The 20,598-nt window shown below is 67.6% G+C and carries 17 protein-coding genes; 14 read left to right on the forward strand and 3 right to left on the reverse strand.

Annotated elements, in window-relative coordinates; genetic code table 11:
• The first annotated feature begins 210 nt into the window (after positions 1–210).
• Both AC56K1_RS16305 and AC56K1_RS16310 read left to right on the forward strand, forming a co-directional pair.
• Complete coding sequence (locus tag AC56K1_RS16305; RefSeq protein ID WP_497158841.1) at positions 211–1,956, forward strand: putative bifunctional diguanylate cyclase/phosphodiesterase; 1,746 nt, start codon at positions 211–213, stop codon at positions 1,954–1,956.
• Complete coding sequence (locus AC56K1_RS16310; protein ID WP_497158842.1) at positions 1,953–3,446, forward strand: HDOD domain-containing protein; 1,494 nt, start codon at positions 1,953–1,955, stop codon at positions 3,444–3,446. Before AC56K1_RS16305 ends, AC56K1_RS16310 begins: the two co-directional genes overlap by 4 nt.
• Before the next feature lie 309 nt (positions 3,447–3,755).
• Here the strand turns inward: AC56K1_RS16310 and aroC are convergent, their stop codons facing one another.
• Positions 3,756–4,850: a chorismate synthase gene (gene aroC, locus AC56K1_RS16315; RefSeq protein ID WP_497158843.1), complete on the reverse strand. Its 1,095-nt coding sequence runs from the start codon at positions 4,848–4,850 to the stop codon at positions 3,756–3,758.
• A gap of 216 nt (positions 4,851–5,066) precedes the next feature.
• Here aroC and AC56K1_RS16320 point away from each other — a divergent pair, with 216 nt between their 5' ends.
• Complete coding sequence (locus AC56K1_RS16320) at positions 5,067–7,382, forward strand: GGDEF/EAL domain-containing response regulator (RefSeq protein WP_497158844.1); 2,316 nt, start codon at positions 5,067–5,069, stop codon at positions 7,380–7,382.
• A gap of 25 nt (positions 7,383–7,407) precedes the next feature.
• Here the strand turns inward: AC56K1_RS16320 and AC56K1_RS16325 are convergent, their stop codons facing one another.
• A complete protein-coding gene (locus tag AC56K1_RS16325; protein WP_497158845.1) occupies positions 7,408–7,860 on the reverse strand; it encodes a CBS domain-containing protein in 453 nt (150 codons plus the stop codon).
• Positions 7,861–8,041: 181 nt separating this feature from the next.
• On the opposite strand from AC56K1_RS16325, the gene AC56K1_RS16330 reads away from it, so the two are divergent.
• The 3 genes from AC56K1_RS16330 to AC56K1_RS16340 are packed head-to-tail and all read left to right on the forward strand — an operon-like array spanning position 8,042 to position 10,484.
• The gene (locus AC56K1_RS16330; protein ID WP_497158846.1) at positions 8,042–9,352 is read left to right on the forward strand and encodes an O-acetylhomoserine aminocarboxypropyltransferase; all 1,311 of its coding nucleotides are present in this window, start codon (positions 8,042–8,044) and stop codon (positions 9,350–9,352) included.
• A 1-nt stretch (position 9,353) separates the two neighbouring features.
• Positions 9,354–10,163 (forward strand): alpha/beta fold hydrolase, encoded by an 810-nt coding sequence (locus AC56K1_RS16335; RefSeq protein ID WP_497158847.1) that lies wholly within the window; start codon positions 9,354–9,356, stop codon positions 10,161–10,163.
• A gap of 15 nt (positions 10,164–10,178) precedes the next feature.
• Positions 10,179–10,484: an Mpo1-like protein gene (locus AC56K1_RS16340; protein WP_497158848.1), complete on the forward strand. Its 306-nt coding sequence runs from the start codon at positions 10,179–10,181 to the stop codon at positions 10,482–10,484.
• A 9-nt stretch (positions 10,485–10,493) separates the two neighbouring features.
• Here AC56K1_RS16340 and AC56K1_RS16345 read toward each other — a convergent pair whose 3' ends face one another.
• Entirely contained in the window at positions 10,494–11,867 is a 1,374-nt protein-coding gene (locus tag AC56K1_RS16345) for a YihY family inner membrane protein (protein WP_497158849.1), read from the reverse strand.
• A gap of 73 nt (positions 11,868–11,940) precedes the next feature.
• On the opposite strand from AC56K1_RS16345, the gene wrbA reads away from it, so the two are divergent.
• From wrbA to AC56K1_RS16385, 8 genes are all read left to right on the forward strand, one after another.
• Entirely contained in the window at positions 11,941–12,555 is a 615-nt protein-coding gene (gene wrbA, locus AC56K1_RS16350) for an NAD(P)H:quinone oxidoreductase (protein WP_497158850.1), read from the forward strand.
• Entirely contained in the window at positions 12,552–12,953 is a 402-nt protein-coding gene (locus AC56K1_RS16355) for a DUF2069 domain-containing protein (protein WP_497158851.1), read from the forward strand. The genes wrbA and AC56K1_RS16355 overlap by 4 nt, the downstream gene beginning before the upstream one ends.
• Positions 12,946–14,355: an FAD-binding oxidoreductase gene (locus AC56K1_RS16360; protein WP_497158852.1), complete on the forward strand. Its 1,410-nt coding sequence runs from the start codon at positions 12,946–12,948 to the stop codon at positions 14,353–14,355. The genes AC56K1_RS16355 and AC56K1_RS16360 overlap by 8 nt, the downstream gene beginning before the upstream one ends.
• A gap of 29 nt (positions 14,356–14,384) precedes the next feature.
• Positions 14,385–14,819: a DUF4124 domain-containing protein gene (locus AC56K1_RS16365; RefSeq protein ID WP_497158853.1), complete on the forward strand. Its 435-nt coding sequence runs from the start codon at positions 14,385–14,387 to the stop codon at positions 14,817–14,819.
• Positions 14,807–17,356 (forward strand): FtsX-like permease family protein, encoded by a 2,550-nt coding sequence (locus tag AC56K1_RS16370; RefSeq protein ID WP_497158854.1) that lies wholly within the window; start codon positions 14,807–14,809, stop codon positions 17,354–17,356. Before AC56K1_RS16365 ends, AC56K1_RS16370 begins: the two co-directional genes overlap by 13 nt.
• The gene (locus AC56K1_RS16375; RefSeq protein ID WP_497158855.1) at positions 17,356–18,426 is read left to right on the forward strand and encodes a lipocalin-like domain-containing protein; all 1,071 of its coding nucleotides are present in this window, start codon (positions 17,356–17,358) and stop codon (positions 18,424–18,426) included. The genes AC56K1_RS16370 and AC56K1_RS16375 overlap by 1 nt, the downstream gene beginning before the upstream one ends.
• A gap of 37 nt (positions 18,427–18,463) precedes the next feature.
• Complete coding sequence (locus AC56K1_RS16380; RefSeq protein WP_497158856.1) at positions 18,464–20,299, forward strand: ABC transporter transmembrane domain-containing protein; 1,836 nt, start codon at positions 18,464–18,466, stop codon at positions 20,297–20,299.
• A gap of 107 nt (positions 20,300–20,406) precedes the next feature.
• Positions 20,407–20,556 carry a hypothetical protein gene (locus AC56K1_RS16385; RefSeq protein WP_497158857.1) on the forward strand — a complete coding sequence of 50 codons (150 nt, stop codon included), beginning with the start codon at positions 20,407–20,409 and terminating at the stop codon, positions 20,554–20,556.
• The last annotated feature ends 42 nt before the right edge of the window (positions 20,557–20,598 follow it).

Consider the following 20,598-nt stretch of genomic DNA (forward strand, 5'->3'; position numbering starts at 1 on the left):
AAAGGACACATCAACACAAGCGGCTGCGCCAGCGCAAGGATCGACCGGGCATGGCAGGCCATTGTGTTATTTAGTGCCTTTTGGAATCTTTCAATGCACCAGTTGCTGTTGGTTTGATAGACTTGCATGGTTTACACAAGGCTGGCGCAAGGCGCGCAAGGATGTCCCGGCCGGCAACAAGTAGGCAGAACCCAAGGCAGAACCCCGAGAATGCACACCAGTTCGATCGCTGCTAACCAGCCACACTCGCCAGATCCGCGCCGCCCGGCGCCGGGCTTGCTCGACAGCTTGCTGGAAGCGGCCGGCGACGCCGTATTCCGCGTCACGCTCGAGGGTCAGCTGCGCGCCGCGAGCCGCCGCGCGCGCACCTTCGCCGGCGTCGATTCGGGCAGCGGTTCGCTGGTGTCGCTGGTACATGACGTCGACCAGGCGGCGCTGCGCGACGCCCTGGCCAGCGCCGGGACCAGCGGCGCGCCGGAGGTGGTAGAGGCGCGCTTTCTCTGCGGCGAGCGCGATCTCTGGTTCGAACTGCGCATCGCACTGATCCCGAGCGGCGACGATGCGCCGCTGCTGGTGGTGGGCCGCGACATGTCGGCCCAGCACGCGACCGAAGAACGCCTGCGCCACATGGCGACCCACGACGCTCTCACCGAGCTGCCCAACCGGGTGCTGCTGTCGGACCGCATCCGCATGGTGATCGCCAATGCGCGCCGCTCGGGCCAGGGTTTTTCGGTTGCCACCATCGGCCTGGACGGCTTCAAGAAGGTTAACGACGGCCTCGGGCACGGCGTCGGCGACGCGGTGCTGCGCATGGCCGCCAGCCGCCTGCGCCGCACCCTGCGCGACAGCGATACCCTGGCGCGGGTCGGCGGCGACGAATTCGTCGCGGTCTTGCCGGGCACCGCCGGCGAAGCCCAGATCAAGCTGGTCACCGGGCGCCTGATGGCCACCTTGCAGTCGCCCTTCGAGATCGACGGCCACACGATCTACCTGGCGGGCTCGATCGGGGTCGCCACCTATCCGGAGCATGCCGAGGACGAAGTGCGGCTGGTGACGCTGGCCGATACCGCCATGTCGCGCGCCAAGGAAACCGGCAAGGCCAGGGCCGTCACCTATAGCCCGAGCGACCAGGGACCACCCGAGCACGACATCTCGCTCGAGGCGGCGATGTTCAATGCGGTGCGCGAAGGCGAATTCCAGCTGTACTACCAGCCGATCGTCGACGCGCGCAGCCGCACCATCGAGGGCTTCGAGACCCTGATGCGCTGGAAGCACCCGACCCTGGGCATGGTGCCCCCAAGCCGCTTCATTCCGATAGCCGAAACCAATGGCCTCATCAACCTGCTCGGGGGCTGGGCCCTGAAGGCCGCCTGCATGCAGATCCGCCAGTTCGAGGAAGTGGCCGGCCGCGAGCTGTACATCTCGGTCAACATCAGCCCGCGTCAGTTCAGGAGCGACAAATTCCTGACGGTGCTCGACGACGCGCTCGCGCTTTCCAGCACGCCGGGCCGCAAGCTGGTGCTCGAGATTACCGAAGGCACGCTGATGGTCGACCCGGTGCACGCCGAAGCGGTGCTCGGCAAGATGGCCGAGCGCGGCGCGCGCATCGCGATCGACGACTTCGGCACCGGCTATTCGTCGCTCGCCTACCTCAAACGCTTCCCGATCTCGGTGCTGAAGATCGACCGCGCCTTCGTGAAGGACCTGCCGCATGCCGACAAGGATGGGGCGATCTGCAGCGCGGTACTCGACATCGCCAGGCACCTCGACCTGTCGGTGGTCGCGGAAGGCGTCGAGACCGAAGAGCAGCTGGCCTGGCTCGACAACCTGGGCTGCCACTACGTGCAGGGCTACCTGACCGGCAAGCCGATGCCGGCGCATGTGGCGATGGCCGCCCTGAAAGAGAATCTCTATACCGAATTACTGCCGGCCGACAAACGGACGGGCACACCATGACGACAACTCGCGATACCAATCGCCCGCCGCGGGCCGAAGCCACCCTCTCCCTGCTGTGGGAACGCATCCGCCGGCAGGGCGACATGCCGGGCTTCACCAAGGCCATCAATGCCATCCTCGCCTCCATGCGCGGCGAGGATGAGCGCGAGTTCTCGATGACCCAGACGGTGCTGTCCGACCCGGTCCTGACGCAAAAGGTGCTACGCCTTGCCAACAGCGGCATGTACTCGGCCTTCGGCCAGCGCATCAACACTGTCTCGAAAGCGGTGCTGGTGCTCGGCACCGAGGCCATCGGCCACCTGGCACTGGGACTGAAGCTGATCGAGGAACTGTCCAAATCCACGCCGAACACCGAGAACGCCCACATCGAGATGGAAAAAGCGGTACTGGCCGGGATGGTGGCGCAGCAGGTGGCCGCCAGCGCCGTCTCGCGCGACCCGGAAGAAGCCGTGGTGTGCTCGATCCTGCATTCGCTGGGCCGCATGATGATCACCTTCTATATGCCCGAGCGCTGGAGCCAGATGCGCGAGAGCGCGGGCGCCGGCCGCGAGGAAGCGGCGGCCGAGACGCACCTGGGCCTGTCGCTGGAGGCGATCGGGCGCGCCACCGCCGAGCACTGGGGCCTGCCGCGCAACCTGGTCGCCGGCATGCGCCGGGTCGAGCCGAGCGAGCGCTTCGACGGCTTCGGCCACGACGACTGGCTGGCGGCGCTGGGCACCATGTCGACCCAGGCCGCAGAGGCGCTCTGGCACGACGACGACACGGGCGCCGCCCGCGTTGCCGAACTGGCCGCGAGCTTCGCGCCGATGCTGGGCGTGGAAGCTGCCAGCCTGCTCGGCGCCATCGACAAGGCGCGCGAAACCGCCGCGGCCGACCTGTCGATTGCACCGCTGGCCAAGCCACAGGAAAAACGCGAGCAGCAGGTGGCCGCAAACCGCAGCCGCACGGCCGGCAACAAGGTATTGATGAGCGGCGTGGCCGACATGCGCGACGCCGGCCTGGCCGCGACCCCGGGCCAGATGATGTCGATGGCGCTGGAAACCATGCACAAGGGCCTGTCGTTTACGCGCTCGTTTGCCTTCCTGCGCAACCGCCGCGAAGCCAGGTATGCGGCCCGACTGGGCCTCGGCGAAGGCAGCATGGCACTGCTGCCGAACCTGGTGTTCGACGAGGCCTACGAGCCGGACGTCTTCCACGCCGCGCTCGGAAACGACCGCGTGATCTTCATCGAGAACGCGCAGGACGAACGCTTCGCGGCCAAGCTGCCGGGCTGGTGGAAAGGCACACTGGGCGAGGCCAGGTGCTTCGTCGTGATCCCGCTGTGCGCCCACGGGCAGCCGGCCGGCTTCATCTATGGCGAGTGGGACGGCAGCTTCCCGTCGGTGGCGCTGAGCCAGACGGAATTCTCGCTGCTGAACGACTTGCGCGGGCTGGTGGTGCGCACCGTCGAGCGGCGGCACCAGCCGGAAGCGGTGGCGACGCGGGCGTGAGCATGGCCGCGGCCTGCGGCCGGACGCCTGTACGAGCGGACATCAACAGCTTCGCGGTCGCAGATTAGTTCGGGCCACTGCCCTCTAAACCGTCGTTCCCGCGAAGGCGGAAACCCGATTTCGACGAGTCGTTGCGAACGCATCCGCGCCGCGCTGACGGGATGCGGCAAACTTGGGGGAACGATGCCAATGGCATCGTTCCCCGCCTGCGCGGGGACGACGTTGATAAAGTGCCGTGGTGTTCAAAGGTGCCGACTTCGGTGGCGCAGACTGGACGACGCCACGTCATACGCTACTGTCTGCAGCATCTCACCCCAGCTTCGGCGTTCCCACCTTCACGTCCCCGCACTGCGCCCGGTGCATCAGCGCGTGGTCGATCAACACCAGGGCCAGCATGGCCTCGGCGATCGGCGTGGCCCGGATCCCCACGCAGGGGTCGTGGCGACCGAAGGTTTCGACCATTACCGGATTGCCGTCCTTGTCGATCGATCGGCGCGGGGTGCGGATCGAGGACGTCGGCTTGATCGCGATCGAGACGGTGATGTCCTGGCCGCTCGAAATCCCGCCCAGCACGCCGCCTGCATTGTTCCCTACGAAGCCTTCCGGTGTCAGTTCGTCCCCGTGCTCGGAGCCCTTCTGCGCAACGCAGGCGAAGCCGGCGCCGATCTCCACGCCCTTGACCGCATTAATCCCCATCATCGCGTAGGCAATGTCGGCATCGAGCTTGTCGTAGATCGGCTGGCCCCAGCCCACCGGCACGCCGCGCGCCACCACGTCGATGCGCGCGCCGATCGAGTCGCCCGCGCGGCGCAACTCGTCCATCGCCGCTTCCATGCGCTCCAGGAGATCCGCATCGGCGGTGGCCGCAAAGAAGGGATTGGCATGCACGTGCTCGAAGGACTGGAACGGCACATCGATGCTGCCCAGCTGCCGCATGCAGCCGAAGAATTCGGTTCCGTGCTGCTCGCGCAGCCACTTTTTGGCCACCGCCCCGGCCCCGACGACGGGCGCGGTCAGGCGCGCCGACGAGCGCCCGCCGCCGCGCGGATCGCGCACGCCGTACTTGTGCCAGTAGGTGTAGTCGGCGTGGCCCGGGCGGAAGGTCTCGACGATGTTGCCGTAGTCCTTGCTGCGCTGGTCTTCGTTGGGAATCAGGAGCGCGATCGGAGTGCCGGTGGTGACGCCCTGGTACACACCGGACAGGATCTGGACCCGGTCCGCTTCCTGGCGCTGCGTCACATGGCGCGAGGTGCCGGGCTTGCGGCGGTCGAGATCTGGCTGGATGTCGGCTTCGCTCAGGGCCATGCCGGGCGGGCAGCCATCGATGACGCAGCCGATGGCCGGACCGTGCGACTCGCCGAAGGTGGTGACGGAAAACAGCTTGCCAAAGGAGTTGCCGGACATGGATCGCTCTGCATGCAAAATAGTGGAATTGGCATTCTACCAGTCCCGCCATCGGGCGATCGGCGAAGGACCTGTGGCGTATATGCCAGATATTCCATCAAACAGTTGCCGAGAGGATACATATTTTATGCTTAAGGCAGCGCTTGGGGGTTTTGTATTGGCAATTGCATATATACTGGGGAGTATCAAAGCCCAGCTCAACTGGAGACGTAGCACATGCCTGCCTCGATGACGCCACCAGGCAACCAGACCGATGCGCGAGACGACGAGACCCTGGTCTTCGTCGATGAAACGCCCGCGCCCCATGCCGCCGGCCCGTTCCAGACCGGCGCAGCATTACCCGGCGAGGCGCTACAGCTGCCGACCTGGCGGATCCTGATCGTGGACGACGACGCCGACGTGCATTCGACCACGCTGTTCGCGCTGAAGAACGTCGAGATGCAGGGCCGCCCGCTGGAATTCCTGCATGCGTATACCGCGTTCGAGGCGCGCGCCGTGCTCGAGCGCGAAGCCGGGATTGCCGTGGTGCTGCTCGACGTGGTGATGGAACGCCCCGACGCCGGCCTGCAGCTGGTGCGCCAGATCCGCGAAGTGCTGGGCATGCACGAGGTGCGCATCATCCTGCGCACCGGCCAGCCCGGCTATGCGCCGGAACTCGAAGCGATCCGCGGCTACGATATCAACGATTACCGCACCAAGTCCGAACTGACCCGCACCAAGCTCTACACCGCGGTGGCGGCCGCCGTGCGCTCCTACCAGCAGCTGCGCGCCATCCAGGCCAGCAGCGCCGGTCTCGAGCACATCCTGTCGGCCGGCACCCAGCTCATGGCCCTGCACGGCGTGCGCGACGTGGGCCAGGGTGTGTTGCAGCAAGCGGCGACCCTGCTGGGCCAGCCGCTAGGGGGCGTGCTGTGCGTGCGCGAGACCGGCCGCGCACGGCCGGACGTGCTGCGCGTGGTGGCGGCGGCCGGCGAACAGAGCCCTCTCGAAGGCGGGGAACTGAGCGCGCAGCGCGACCCGGCCCTGGCGGCCGCCGCCGCGCGCACCCTGCACGAGCGCCGCGCCATCGACACCGACGGCTGGCTGACCCTGCATTTCTCCGGCAAGGAAGGCCGCGATTTCGCCGCCTGCATTCCATCCGGCCGCACGCTCGGCGACATCGAGCGCCGCCTGCTGGGGGTCTTCGCCAGCGTGGTTGCGGTCGGCCTCGAAAACGTCGAACTGGTCACCCACCTGAACCAGGCCGCCTTCCGCGACCAGCTCACCGGCCTGCCCAACCGTACCCGCGCGGTCGAACTGCTCGATGCACTCCTCGCCGGCGCCGGACGCGATGCGGTCACGCTGGCGCTGGTGGACCTCGACCATTTTGCCGAGACCAACGACGCGCTCGGCCACCATTTCGGCGACCTGCTGCTCGCCGCCGTCGGCAAGCGCCTCACCTCGCGCCTCGGCTCCGACGTCAATCCGGGCCTGCAGGTGGCGCGCATCGGCGGCGACATCTTCTGCGTGCTGGGCAACGCCGCCAGCGTGCAGCCGGCGTCGATCCAGGCGCTGTTTCGCGAGCCCTTCCACATCGACGGGCAGGACGTGCAGGTATCAGCTACGCTCGGCCTGGTGCGCCTGGCGGAGCACGACGGCAGCGGCGCCGATGCCCTCAAGGACGCCGACATTGCGCTGAAACGCGCCAAGTCGCAGCAGCGCGCCGGCCACTTCTATTTTTCGCGCAGCATGGGCGTCGAGATCCGCGAGCGCGTGCGCATGATGCACGCCCTGCGCAGCGGCTTCCAGCGCGGCGAATTGTTCCTGGCCTACCAGCCGCAGGTCGACCTGTCCACCAACGCCGCCTTCGGCGCCGAAGCGCTGCTGCGCTGGCGCACCGAGGACGGGCGCCTGATCGGGCCGGACCGCTTCATCCCGATCGCCGAGTATTCCGGCCTGATCGTGGATATCGGCGAATGGGTGCTGCGCCAGGCCCTGACAGAGCTGGTTCGACTGCGCGCGGCCGGCTACCGCAAGTTCACGATGTCGGTCAACGTCTCGCAGGTGCAGTTCCGCCACCCGCATTTCGTCGACATGCTGCGCCGCGCGCTGGACGACACCGGCGCGCCGCCCGAATACGTGGAACTGGAAATCACCGAATCGATGGCGATGGAAGAACCGGCCCTGCTGGTGGAAAAGCTGGCCCAGGTCAAGCGCACCGGGGTGTCGATCGCGATCGACGATTTCGGAACGGGCTTTTCGTCGCTGTCGCATTTGCAGCGGCTGCAGGTGGACCGCCTCAAGATCGACCGCACCTTCGTAACCGAGATTACCGGCTCGGCGCGCGGCAGCAGCATTGCCGAAATGGTGATCCAGCTGGGCCGCAACCTGGGCCTGTCGGTGATCGCGGAAGGGGTCGAGGACGAGCGCCAGGCCCACATCCTGCGCAGCCTGGGCTGCCCGCTGGCGCAGGGCTTCCTGTTCTCGCGGCCCTTGACGCCGGAGGCGCTGGTGGAGTGGCTGGGGAACCAGGGCTTGATCGAGGCCGCGTAAGTCGAGTACCCCCCGCCCTACGAAATCAATCCTCAGCCGCCTGCTCAGCCGGCCAGTCCCGGATATACGCCTTGAGCATCCGGTTCTCGAACTGCTGCGCTTCGAGCACCGCCTTGGCCACGTCGTAGAACGAGATCACGCCCAGCAGGGTGCGGGCATTCATCACCGGCAGGTAGCGCGCATGCTTTTCAAGCATGATGCGGCGCACCTCGTTGACTTCGGTGTCGGGGGTGACGGTGATCGGGCTGTCGTCCATCACCTTGCGCACGGTGCCGGCGCCGATGGTGCCGCCCTGGGCGTGCAGCTCCTTGATCACCTCGCGGAAGGTCAGCATTCCGACCAGGTCGCCGTATTCCATGACGACCAGCGAACCGATATCCTTCTCCGCCATCGTCGCGGCAGCCTGTACCAGCGGCATGTCGGGCGTGACGGTATAGAGGATTTCGCCTTTCACCTGCAGGATCTCGGAGACTTTCATATTGGCCACCCCGTCCGGTTGGTTTGTAATGCCAGAAATATTTGTATTACGCATAACGCCGACTGTAGCCGATGCCCACCAAAAAATCCAGCATTGCACCAAATCAGGACCCTCGGGGCGTTGCGCAAACTTAAAACAATGCTACGATGCCGCCCATCTTGATTGATGGATGAGTTCACCCATGAGCGGTCCCCAGTACCCCGGCTTCGATACGCTGGCCCTGCACGCAGGCAGCGCGCCCGACCCGGCCACCGGCGCACGCGCCACGCCGATCCATTTCACCTCGTCGTTCGCCTTCCGCGATTCGGACCATGCGGCCGCGCTGTTCAACATGGAGCGCGCCGGCCATGTGTATTCGCGCATCTCGAATCCGACCAATGCGGTGCTGGAAGAACGCATCGCGGCCCTGGAGGGCGGCGTGGCCGGCATCGCCACGGCCAGCGGCCAGGCCGCGATGCACCTGGGCCTGGCGACCATCGCCGGCACAGGCAGCCACATTGTTGCGTCGCGCGCGCTGTACGGCGGCTCGCACAACCTGCTGCACTACACGCTGCGCCGTTTCGGCATCGAGACCACGTTTGTCGACCCGCGTGACCTCGACGCCTGGCGCGCCGCGATCCGCCCGACCACGAAAATCCTGTTCGGCGAGACGCTCGGCAACCCGGGCCTGGACGTGCTGGACATCCCGGCGATCGCCGCGCTGGCGCACGAGCACCACCTGCCGCTGATGGTCGACGCCACGTTTACCACGCCCTGGCTGCAACGCCCGTTCGACCTCGGCGCCGACCTGCTGTTCCACTCGGCCACCAAATTTCTGTGCGGGCACGGCACCGCGATCGGTGGCCTGCTGGTCGACGGCGGCACCTTCGACTGGGATGCCGCGCACACCGCCAGCGGCCGCTTCCCGGAACTGTGCGAGCCCTACGAGGGCTTCCACGGCATGGTGTTCGCCGAAGAATCGACCGTGGCCCCGTTCGCGCTGCGCGCGCGCCGCGAAGGCCTGCGCGACTTCGGCGCGGCCATGAGCCCGCACAACGCCTTCGCCATCCTGCAAGGCATCGAGACGCTCGGCCTGCGCATGGACCGCCACGTCGCCAATACCCGCCGCGTGGTCCAATTCCTGCTCTCGCATCCGGCGGTCGACTCGGTCTCCTACCCGGAGCTGGAATCGCACCCGGACCACGCGCTGGCCGGGCGCCTGCTGCCGAAAGGCTGCGGCGCCGTGTTCACCTTCAATCTCAAGGGCGACCGCGCGGCCGGCCGCCGTTTCGCCGACGGCCTGGAGGTGTTCTCGCACCTGGCGAATGTGGGCGATGCCAAGTCGCTGGTGATCCACCCTGCCTCGACCACCCACTTCCGCGTCCCGGCCGACCAATTGGCGGCCTCCGGCATTACCGAGGGGACGATGCGCCTGTCGGTGGGCCTGGAAGATGCCGACGACCTGATCGAAGACCTCAAGCGCGCGCTGAAACTTGCGCAGAAAGGAGCTTGAAGTGCAGATCGACCTCCATGGCGCCCGGGCCTACGCCTATACCGGCGGCAAAGCCTTCGACCCTGCATTGACGACGGTGGTCTTCATCCACGGCGCCCAGAACGACCATTCGGTGTGGGCGCTGCAAAGCCGCTACCTGGCGCATCACGGCTACTCGGTGCTGGCAGTCGACCTGCCCGGCCATGGCAGGAGCGCCGGACCGGCTCTCACCAGCGTCGAAGCGATGGCCGACTGGGTCCTTGCCCTGCTCGAGGCGATGGGGGTGCAGCGCGCGATCCTCGCCGGCCACAGCATGGGCTCGCTGATCGCACTCGAAGCCGTCCAGCGCGCGCCGGAGCTGGTCGCAGGCCTGGCTCTGCTCGGCACGACCTACCCGATGAAGGTATCAAGCGCCCTGCTCGAGACCTCGCGCAGCGATGAGCAAGCGGCGATCGACATGGTCAACATCTGGTCGCATTCCTCGATCGCGCACAAGCCGTCCTGCCCGGGACCGGGCTTTTCGGTGATGGGCGGCGCGCGCCGGCTGATGCAGCGGATGTCGGCACGCAATCCCGACCACCTGTTCCATACCGACTTCACGGCCTGCAACAGCTACGGGGGCGGAGAAGCCGCGGCCGCGGCCGTGCAGTGCCCGGTACTGTTTGTGTTCGGCAAAAAAGACATGATGACGCCGCCGCGCTCGACGAAACTGCTGACTGGCGCCCTCGCCCATGGCAAAATCGTCAGCGTGGACGCCGGCCACCAGATGATGTCCGAAGCGCCCGATGCGGTGCTCGACGCCCTGGCCGGGTTCGCCGCCACGATCACATAGCACGGAGGAGACGCCATGACGGCACGGTATGCGAGCTTTGCGGAGTTCTATCCCTATTACCTCACCCAGCACGCCGACCGGCGCTGCCGCCGCGCCCACTTCATCGGCACCTCGTCGGCGATCGCCTCGATCGCCCAGTACATCGACAGCCTGAACCCGTGGTGGCTGCTGTTTGCCGTGGTCAGCGGCTATGGCGGCGCCTGGGTCGGGCATTTCTTTTACGAGAAGAACCGTCCGGCCTCGTTCGCGCAGCCCTGGCTGTCGTTCCGGGCTGACTGGGTGATGTACTGGCAAATGCTGACAGGGAAGCTGAGCTGGTAAGCCCCTGCTTCAGGCCGGCCGGCCGAAGTGCTGCGCCAGCGTCTGCTCCAGCCCCTGCTCCACCGCCCCTTCCACCTGGCGCGCCAGCGCCGCCGTGTCGAGTGCCAATGGCGTGGCCGGCACCGGCACGGCTGGCTCGTTGCGGCTGACGCCATCCGCGCCGGCCGCATCGAATACGAACAGGCGATAGACGTCGGCCAGCCGGATCGCGTTGGGATCGGCCAGCAGCACCCAGCTGTCGATATTGGCGTGCGCGCCGATCCCCCAGCGCGAGCGGGAGGGCAACTCGTCCTGCACCCGCCCGACCCAGCCGGCTTCCACCATCTTTTCCAGCAGCATCGTCATCTCCTCGTAGCCGATGCGCGTATGCGCGCGGATCGCCGCGCTCGGCACCAGGGCCGTGCCGGTCGCCTGCGAACTGCCATGCAGCACCTTGAGCACCGCCATCGCATCGACAAACGCGCTGCCCGGCACCGGCTGGTACCACCAGCGCTCGTATTTCACCACCGGCAGCGCGGCCGCCAGCACAGCGCCGACCAGGGTGATCAGCCACGAGATATACATCCACAGCAGGAACAGCGGCAGCGCGGCCAGCGCGCCGTAGATCAGGGCATAAGTCGGGAACTGGCGGATGAAGAGCGCGAACAGGCGCTTGGCCAGCTCGAAGGCGAGAGCTGCGGCCAGCCCGCCCCAGAGCGCGTCGCGCCAGAACACGCGGCGGTTCGGTACCGCCATGTAGAGCAGCGTGTAGGCCCCGGTGGTAAGCAACACCGACACCAGTGTATAGAACAGCGTCCCCAGCAAGGGCATCGACCTGGCCAGCCCGCCGGTGGCGGTAAACAGCTGCGAAGTCGCGCTCAGCGACAGCCCGAACAGGATCGGCCCGAGCGTGATCAGGGCCCAATAGACCAGTACCCGCTGCGACCAGGGCCGCGGCCGGCGCACGCCCCAGACCTGGTTGAAGGCGCGCTCGATCATGCCCATCATGGTGGTCGTGGTCACCAGCAGCAGCACCGCGCCCAGCAGCGACAGGCCCTTGGCCTTGCTGGCGAACTGGGTCAGGTTGTAGCTGATCGTGTTGGCGATCGCCTTGGGCATCAGGGTTTGCACGAACCAGGTGTCGAGCGCGCTGCGCAGCTGGCCGAAGACCGGGAAGATCGTCAGGATGGCCAGCACGATGGTGAGCAAGGGCACCAGGGCCAGCGTGGTGGTGAAGGTCAGGCTGCCCGCCACCTGCGGCAGCTTTTCCTCGCGCAGGCGGCGCCGCGCGAAGCGCACCAGGTCGCGCGCCTCCCCAAGCGTCAGCCAGCGGGCACGGTCCACGCCGAAGGCGAACATGTCGGAAGTGGAGCGCGACAGCGAGTGCACGGTTTTTGATAGCATCTGGTGAGTAGAAAGCGGCGTCGATTTCCCCTCGCGGGGGCATGTCATTTGAGCAAAGCGCCCTATAATACCAATGATGAAGCCCACCCACCTGACCATCCTCGTGTTGTACTACTCGCGCCACGGCGCCACCCGCAAACTGGCCGAACTGGTCGCACAGGGCATCGAGAGCGTGCCCGGCGCCGAGGCGCGCCTGCGCACCGTGCCGGCGGTGTCCACCGTGGCCGAGGCCACCGCGCCCGACATCCCGGTTGACGGCGCCCCGTATGTCGAGCTCAGCGACCTGCATGACTGCGCCGGCCTGGCGCTGGGCTCGCCTACCCGCTTCGGCAACATGGCTTCCAGCGTTAAATACTTTCTCGACGGCACCGCGGCCGACTGGGTCAACGGCACGCTTTCGGGCAAGCCGGCCGTTGTATTTACGTCGACGGGCAGCCTGCACGGCGGCCAGGAATCGACCCTGCTGTCGATGATGATACCCTTGCTCCACCACGGCATGCTGGTCATGGGCCTGCCCTACTCGCACCCGGAACTGATGAATACGGCCAGCGGCGGCAGCCCCTACGGCGCCTCGCACTGGGCCGGCGCCGACGGCAAGAAAGGCCTCACCGAAGACGAGCGCGTGCTTGCCGTCGCGCTCGGGAAACGCCTGGCCACTGCCGCAGTCAAACTGCACGGGATGCAATGATGGATACCGCAAAAGTCTTTCACGCCGGGGCCATTGCCAGCCTGATCTGGCTGATCTGCTGGCTGGTGGCCTGGGAAGTCTTCGTCGCGCCGCTACGCCCGGGCGGGTCGCTGCTCGCGCTCAAGGCCTTGCCACTGCTGCTGCCGCTGCGCGGCGTGATCAAGCGCGACCTGTACACGCTGCAGTGGTCGTCGATGGTCATCCTGATTTATTTCGCCGAAGGCGCGGTGCGGGCCTGGGCCGACACCCTGGCAGCCTCGCGCATGATGGCGCTGGGCGAAGTCTGCCTGGTGCTGGTGTATTTCGCCTGCGCGCTGCTGTTCCTGCACCCGTACAAGAAGGAAGCCAAGCGCATGGCGAAGGAATTGCTCGACAAGGTCAAAGTACCGCATGACTGATTTGTTGCTGGGTTCGCTGAGGGAGATCGTCGGCGAAGCCCACCTGGTCACTGACCCGGCCGCCATGGCGCCCTACCTGGCCGACTGGCGCGGCCGTTTTACCGGCCGCGCCCGCGCCGTCGTGCTGCCTGCAGACACCGGCGAAGTGGCACGTGTCGTGGCTGCCTGCGCCGAAGCACGCGTGCCCCTCGTGCCGCAGGGCGGGCGCACCGGCCTGGTGCTGGGCAGCGTGCCCGATGCCAGCGGCGAGGCCATCGTGCTCTCGCTGCGCAGGCTAAGCTGCATCCGCGCCATCGATCCGGCTAACCGCACCATGACGGTGGAAGCCGGCTGCATCCTGTACGACGTCCAGCAGGCGGCCATGGAAGCCGGCATGCTGTTCCCGCTGTCGCTGGCCAGCGAAGGCAGCTGCACCATCGGCGGCAATTTGTCGGCCAATGCCGGCGGCACCGCCGTGCTGCGCTACGGGAATATGCGCGAGCTCTGCCTCGGCCTGGAAGTGGTCACGGCCCAGGGCCAGGTATGGGACGGCTTGCGCGGGCTGCGCAAGGACAATACCGGCTATGCGCTGCGCGAACTCTTCATCGGAAGCGAAGGCACCCTGGGCGTCATCACCGCGGCCGTGCTCAAGCTCTACCCCGAGCCAAAGGCGGTCTTGAGCGCGCTGGTGGCGCTGGAGTCGCCGCAAGCGGCCCTGGGCCTGCTGGCGCTGATGCAGGAACGCTGCGGCGCCTCGCTCACCGGCTACGAGCTGATGTCGGATTTCTGCCTGCGCCTGGTGGCCGCGCAGTTCCCCGACCTGCCGCGGCCCTTCGCCGCCCACTATCCGCAGTACGCCCTGGTCGAGCTGTCGAGCACCGAATCGGAAGACCACGCCGCCGACCTGGTCGAGAACGCGATCGGGGCGGCGCTGGACGCCGGCATCGCGCTCGATGCGGTGCTGGCGACGTCGAGTGCGCAGTCGCTGGGCCTATGGAAGTTGCGCGAGCACATCCCGCTGGCCCAGGCGGCGGCCGGCAAGAACATCAAGCACGATATTTCGCTGCCGGTCTCCAGCATTCCCGCCTTCATCGAGCAGACCCACGCGGCGCTGCAGGCCGCCTTTCCCGGCTGCCAGCTTGTGTGCTTTGGGCACTTGGGCGATGGCAACCTGCACTACAACGTCGCCCCGCCCGAGGGCACCGGCCACGACGCCTTCCTGGCCCACCAGGAGGCGGTCAACCGCATCGTCCACGACAGCGTCGCCATCTATAAGGGATCGATCTCGGCCGAGCACGGCATTGGCGCGCTCAAGCGCGACGAGCTGGCGCGCTACAAGAGCGCCGTCGAACTGGACATGATGCGTGCCGTCAAAGCCGCACTGGACCCGCTCGGCATTATGAACCCTGGCAAAATTTTGTGAGGGGGAAGGCAATGCTCAAGCAGGTTTCCATGGCAGTGCTCTGCCTGCTGGCCGGCGCGGTATCCGGCGCGGTATCCGGCGCGGCGTCCGGCGCAAGCATCTATAAATGCATCGACGGCGGCAAGGTCAGCTATCACGACCGGCCCTGCGGGGCCACGGCGGCCGTGCTGGCCGCCCCTGGCGCGCCGGCCGGCGCCAAGGAGGCGATCGAACGCCTGGCACGCGAGCGCGCCCTGCTGCAAGGAATCGAGAAGGAGCGCGCGGAGCAGGCAGAAGCGTATGCGCGCGACGCCGCCCGCGCCCAGCGCGCCGCCGCCCTCGAGCGCCGCCGCTGCGACAAGCTGCGCCTGCAGCGTAAATGGGCCGATGAAGACATCGCGCGCGCAGGCCGCGAGGAAGCGGAGCGCGCGCGCATCAAGGCAAGGCGCCAGGGCGAGGCATTGGCGGTGGAATGCCCGGCCTGAATCTCCTGTCACGCTGGCTGCTGCTGGGCGAATGGCGCGCCCATCCCGTGCGCGCCCTGCTGGCGGTCGCCGCTATCGCGGTCGGGGTGGCGATGGGCTTTGCCATTCACCTGATCAATGCCGCCGCCTTCAACGAATTCTCCGCCGCCGTCAAGAGCCTGTCGGGCCAGGCCGACGTGCAGGTGCTGGGTACCGAGCCCCTGTTCGACGAAGCGATCTATCCGCGCCTGGCCGGGCACCCCGATGTCGTGGTGGCCTCGCCGGTGCTGGAACTCTCCGCCGGCGTGGCAAGTGCTCCCGGTGCGCTGCGCATCGTCGGTATCGATCCTTTTCGCGCCGGCTTCATCTCGCCCGACCTGACCGGCGTGCCGCTCGATGGCCGCATGACCGACGTGTTGCAGGATGATGCGATTTTTCTGTCGCCGGCCGCCGAAAGCTGGCTGGGCAAGCGGCGCGGCGACACGCTCGTGCTGCGCGCCGGCACCGGGGACGTGGCGCTGCGCGTGGCCGGGCCGGTCGCGAGGGCGCGCGCCGGCCAGCGCATCGCCGTGATGGATATCGGCGCGGCCCAATGGCGCTTTCGCCAGCTCGGGCGCCTTTCGCGGGTGGACCTGAAGCTGCGCGACGGCGTCGACCGCGCCGCATACCTGGCCGCGCTCAAGCGCGAACTCGATGCCGCCCATCCCGGCCGCTTCGTGGTGCGCCAGCCGGACGACAGCGACCAGGAAGATCGCAACGCCAACCTGAGCCGCGCCTACCGCGTCAACCTGACCGTGCTGGCGCTGGTGGCCCTGTTCACCGGCGCCTTCCTGGTGTTCTCGACGCAAGCCCTGTCGGTGATGCGGCGGCGCGGACAGTTCGCGCTGCTGCGCGTGCTGGGCCTGGAACGTGGCCAGTTGCTGCGCCAGGTGCTGCTGGAAGGCGCGAGCCTGGGCGTGGTGGGCGCGGCGCTGGGCATCGCGGTCGGTTATGCGCTGGCGGCGCTGGCGCTGCGCTTTTTTGGGGGTGACCTGGGCGCCGGTTATTTTCCCGGCATCCGGCCGCAGGTAGCGTTCACGCCGGTGGCCGCCGCCGTATTCTTCATGCTGGGCCTGGGCGTCGCCCTGCTCGGCTGCCTGGCGCCGGCCCTGGAAGCGGCGCGGGCCCGACCGGCCGTGGCGATCAAGTCGGGGGCCGACGAAGCGGCCCTGTCGGGTCTTGGCCGCATCTGGCCCTCAGTGGTCTGCCTGGTGCTGGCATCTATCCTCGCCTTCGCGCCGCCGGTGTTCGAACTGCCGCTGTTCGGCTACTTCGCCATTGCGCTTCTGCTCATCGGGGGCATCGGCCTGATGCCGCGCCTGGCAGCTAGCGCCTTCCGATGCCTCGAACGCCTGGTGCTGCGCATGCGCCGCGCGCCGCCGGTCCTGTCGCTGGCGCTGTCGCGGCTGGCGAACGCCCCCGGCCAGGCCTCGATCGCGTTGGGCGGCGTGCTGGCCAGCTTCAGCCTGATGGTGGCGATGGGCATCATGGTGTCGAGCTTCCGGGTCTCGGTGGATGACTGGATGGGCCATATCCTGCCGGCCGACCTGTACGTGCGCACGGCCATGGGCGGCAATACCGGCTTCCTGACGCCGCAGCAACAGGCGGCACTGCGCGCGGCGCCCGGCGTCGCCCAAGCCCAGTTCCTGCGTACCCGGCCGGTATCGCTTCTGCCTGATCGCCCCAACGTGATCGTCATCGCGCGCGACATCGACGCGGGCGCGCCGGGCAAGCTGCTGGCCCTGGTGGGCGAAACGGCCCCGGTGCCCGCGGGTAGCAGGCCGGCCTGGGTGTCCGAAGCCATGCTTGATTTGTACGGCGCACGCGTCGGCCAGTACCTGGCGCTGCCGCTGGGCGGGGGCCAGGCGCGATTTTTTGTCGCCGGCGTATGGCGCGACTATGCCAACCAGAGCGGCTCGGTCGTGATCCGCCTTGGCGACTACCGCGCGCTCACCGGCGAAGCCGAAGTCACCGACGCCGCGCTGTACGCGGGGCGCGGCGGCAGCGCGCAGCAGCTCGTGCAGTCGGTGCGCGCCCTGCCCTTCGGCGCGGCGCTGCAGCTGATGTCGGCCGGCGACATCCGCGCCATGAGCCTCAGGATCTTCGACCGCAGCTTCGCCGTCACCTATCTGCTCGAGGCGATCGCGATCGCCATCGGGCTGTCGGGCGTGGCGGCCAGCTTCTCGGCCCAGACCCTGGCGCGCGCGAAAGAATTCGGGATGCTGCGCCACGTCGGCGTCACCCGCGGGCAGGTGCTGCAGATCCTCGCCTTCGAGGGCGGCTTGCTCACGCTGCTGGGCGTGGCCTGCGGTTTTGCCTTGGGGCTGGTCATCAGCCTCATCCTGGTTTATGTTGTGAACCCGCAGTCCTTCCACTGGACCATGCAGCTGCACCTGCCGTGGAATCTGCTGGGCAGCGTGGCGGCAGTGCTCGTGGGGGCCTCGGTCGCCACGGCGCTGGTGTCGGGACGCTATGCGCTGTCGGGTGGTCCGGTACGCGCTGTCAGGGAGGATTGGTAATGCGCGCTGCGCTGATGGGATTTTTACTGTTGATCTGCCAGTGCTGCCATGCTGCGCCGCCGGAATTCGCCCCCGTCACGGCGGGCACGAAGCTGTCCTTCCCGCGCGACTACGGCGCCCATCCGGAATTCCGCACCGAGTGGTGGTATGCCACCGGCTGGGTCGACACCCCGGACGGCAAGCCGCTCGGCTTCCAGGTGACCTTCTTCCGCAGCCGCACCGAGATCGACCAGAAGAACCCGAGCGCCTTTGCCCCGCGCCAGCTAGTGATCGGCCATGCCGCCTTGTCCGACCCGGAACTGGGCCGGCTGGTGCACGACCAGCGCAGCGCGCGCGAAGGCTTCGGCCTGGCCTGGACCCGCACCGGCAACACCGACCTGAAGCTCGACGACTGGCGCATGGTGCGGGAAAGCTCGGGCAGCTACCGCGTCACCATCCGCTCGAGCGAACTGACGCTGGAACTGCGCCTGCAGCCGACCCAGCCGGTGCTGGTGCAGGGCGAAGGCGGCTATTCGCGCAAGGGCGCCAGCCCGCAGCACGCCAGCCATTACTACAGCGAGCCGCACCTGAAGGTAAGCGGCAGCGTCGGGCGCACGGGCAGCGCGCAGGTCGAGGTGACGGGCAGCGCCTGGCTGGATCACGAATGGTCGAGCGAAGCCCTGCAGCCCGATGCCACCGGGTGGGACTGGGTCGGCGCCAACCTCGATGGCGGCGGCGCCCTGATGGCTTTCCAGATCCGCAAGGAGGGAGGTGGTAAACTATGGGCGCACGCGACCCATCGCGACGGCGCCGGCAAGGTCACCCGCTACGCGCCCGACCAGGTGGTGTTTACGCCCACCGCGCACTGGACCTCCCCGCGCACCAAAGCCGTGTACCCGGTCGCCATGGAGATCGCGACGGGCAGCCTGCGTTGGCAGCTCCGTCCCCTCCAGCAGGACCAGGAACTGGATTCGCGCCGCTCGACCGGCGCGGTGTACTGGGAAGGCGCGGTGACCATTAGCCGCGACGGCAAGCGCCTGGGCCGCGGCTACCTGGAAATGACGGGCTATGTCCGCCCGATGAAGCTTTAGACGAACGCACTTTCGAACAAGAACGCGCAAGCAGACGATGACCTCACGCTCCACCGGCAGCACCGGAAATACTGATACCGACACCTCCCGCAAAGGCAGCCTTCCGGCCCTCAAGGGCCTGCTTCCCTTCCTGCGGCCCTACCACCGCCAGTTTCTGCTGGCCGGCATCGCGCTGCTGCTGGCGGCCGGCGCCACGCTGGCCATTCCCGCCGCCTTCAAGCGCATGATCGACCTCGGTTTCGGGGCCGGCTCCGCGATCACCAGCATCGAGCACGTGGACGCGACTTTCCTGGCGCTGTTCGGCGTCGCCTCGGTGCTGGCGGTAGCCACCGCCGCGCGCTTCTACATGGTGTCGTGGCTGGGCGAGCGCGTGACGGCCGACGTGCGCTCCGCCGTCTACCGCCACGTGGTGCACCAAAGCCCCGAATTCTTCGAAACCACCCGCACCGGCGAAGTGCTGTCGCGTCTGACCACCGACACCACCCTGATCCAGAGCGTGGTCGGCACCAGCATCTCGCTGGCGCTGCGCAATACCCTGCTGTTCGTGGGCGGCCTGGTGATGCTGTTCGTGACCAGCCCCAAGCTCACCGCCATCATCCTCGGGATGCTGGTGCTGGTGGTGCTGCCGATCGTGCTGTTCGGCCGCCGCGTGCGCAAGCTCTCGCGCGACTCGCAGGACCGCATCGCCGACGCCTCGGCCATGGCCGGCGAGATCCTCAACGCAATGCCCACGGTGCAGTCCTTCACCCACGAGGACATCGAATCCGGGCGCTTCCAGGCATCGAGCGACAGCGCCTTCCAGACCGCGATCCGCCGCATCCGCGCGCGCGCCACCCTGACCATGCTGGCCATCGTGCTGGTGTTCGGCTCGATCGTGTTCGTGCTCTGGCTCGGCGCCCATGCGGTCCTGCAGGGCACCATGACCGGCGGCGAGCTGGGGCAGTTCATCCTGTACGCGGCCATCGTGGCCGGCTCGGTCGGCGCGCTGTCGGAAGTGATGGGCGAAGCCCAGCGCGCCGCCGGCGCCACCGAGCGCCTGATGGAGCTGCTCGCCGCCAGGTCAAGCATCCAGGATCCGGCGCACCCGCAGCAGCTTCCACCGCGCACCGCCAACGGCGCGCGCGTGTCCCTGCTCGATGTCAGTTTCAACTATCCCTCGCGCCTGCAGACGGCCGCCCTGTCGCACCTGAAGCTCGACATCCGCGCCGGCGAAACCGTGGCCCTGGTCGGCCCCTCGGGCGCCGGCAAGACCACGCTGTTCCAGCTGCTGCTGCGCTTCTACGATCCGCAGTCGGGCGCCGTGCACCTCGATGGCGTGGACATCCGCGACCTCTCCCTGCACACGCTGCGCGACGCGATCGGCATCGTCCCGCAGGACACCGTCATTTTCTCGGCCAATGCGATGGAAAACATCCGCTACGGCCGTCCCGACGCCACCGACGAGGAAGTGATCGCGGTGGCGAAGATGGCGGCGGCCCACGAATTCATCGAGCGCCTGCCCGAGGCCTATGCCTCCTTCCTGGGCGAGCGCGGGGTGCGCCTCTCGGGCGGCCAGCGCCAGCGCATCGCAATCGCCCGCGCGCTGCTGAAAAACCCGCCGCTGCTGCTGCTCGACGAAGCCACCAGTGCGCTGGACGCCGAATCCGAACGCCTGGTGCAGCGCGCGCTCGAGGCAGCCATGGTCGATCGCACCACGATCATCATCGCGCACCGCCTGGCCACCGTGCAGCGGGCCGACCGCATCGTCGTGCTGGACGACGGCCGGGTGGTCGAATCCGGCACCCATGCCTCGCTGGTGGCGCATGGCGGCGTGTATGCCAACCTGGCGGCGCTGCAGTTCCAGCCGGCGCCCCCGGTGGAACAGCTGGGGTGATCTCTTCGGCATGCATACATCATTGAAAACCGTAGCGAAGTTTTACGCTCTCCGTTGACTTTACCGCAAGCCTATTGCTCAGTAACCCCGGGCGCTGGCAGATTGATTTGCTTATTGTTCCATTACGCGCCGTCGGGACCCAGCTGAACCGCAAGTGCCCGGCCTGCGCCGCGCTGCGCGCCGGGCAGACCTATGTCGGCCTGGTCGCCCCATGGTGTCGCGGCGCCAGGCCGCCGTCCGGCGCTGACCGCGGCTGACCGCCGCCTTCCGGGGCAGCGCGCTTCGGTGTAAAGTGGCAG

The organism is Telluria sp. ZB4P37 (assembly GCF_059685855.1).

Excerpts from the sequence above, each read along its gene's own strand:
- AC56K1_RS16325 (WP_497158845.1), bottom strand. The coding sequence starts at position 7,860 with ATGAAAGTCTCCGAGATCCTGCAGGTGAAAGGCGAAATCCTCTATACC.
- AC56K1_RS16310 (WP_497158842.1), top strand. The coding sequence starts at position 1,953 with ATGACGACAACTCGCGATACCAATCGCCCGCCGCGGGCCGAAGCCACC.
- AC56K1_RS16365 (WP_497158853.1), top strand. The coding sequence starts at position 14,385 with ATGGCAGTGCTCTGCCTGCTGGCCGGCGCGGTATCCGGCGCGGTATCC.
- AC56K1_RS16320 (WP_497158844.1), top strand. The coding sequence starts at position 5,067 with ATGCCTGCCTCGATGACGCCACCAGGCAACCAGACCGATGCGCGAGAC.
- AC56K1_RS16375 (WP_497158855.1), top strand. The coding sequence starts at position 17,356 with ATGCGCGCTGCGCTGATGGGATTTTTACTGTTGATCTGCCAGTGCTGC.
- wrbA (WP_497158850.1), top strand. The coding sequence starts at position 11,941 with ATGATGAAGCCCACCCACCTGACCATCCTCGTGTTGTACTACTCGCGC.
- AC56K1_RS16370 (WP_497158854.1), top strand. The coding sequence starts at position 14,807 with ATGCCCGGCCTGAATCTCCTGTCACGCTGGCTGCTGCTGGGCGAATGG.
- AC56K1_RS16380 (WP_497158856.1), top strand. The coding sequence starts at position 18,464 with ATGACCTCACGCTCCACCGGCAGCACCGGAAATACTGATACCGACACC.
- AC56K1_RS16355 (WP_497158851.1), top strand. The coding sequence starts at position 12,552 with ATGATGGATACCGCAAAAGTCTTTCACGCCGGGGCCATTGCCAGCCTG.
- AC56K1_RS16340 (WP_497158848.1), top strand. The coding sequence starts at position 10,179 with ATGACGGCACGGTATGCGAGCTTTGCGGAGTTCTATCCCTATTACCTC.
- AC56K1_RS16345 (WP_497158849.1), bottom strand. The coding sequence starts at position 11,867 with ATGCTATCAAAAACCGTGCACTCGCTGTCGCGCTCCACTTCCGACATG.
- AC56K1_RS16330 (WP_497158846.1), top strand. The coding sequence starts at position 8,042 with ATGAGCGGTCCCCAGTACCCCGGCTTCGATACGCTGGCCCTGCACGCA.
- aroC (WP_497158843.1), bottom strand. The coding sequence starts at position 4,850 with ATGTCCGGCAACTCCTTTGGCAAGCTGTTTTCCGTCACCACCTTCGGC.
- AC56K1_RS16360 (WP_497158852.1), top strand. The coding sequence starts at position 12,946 with ATGACTGATTTGTTGCTGGGTTCGCTGAGGGAGATCGTCGGCGAAGCC.
- AC56K1_RS16305 (WP_497158841.1), top strand. The coding sequence starts at position 211 with ATGCACACCAGTTCGATCGCTGCTAACCAGCCACACTCGCCAGATCCG.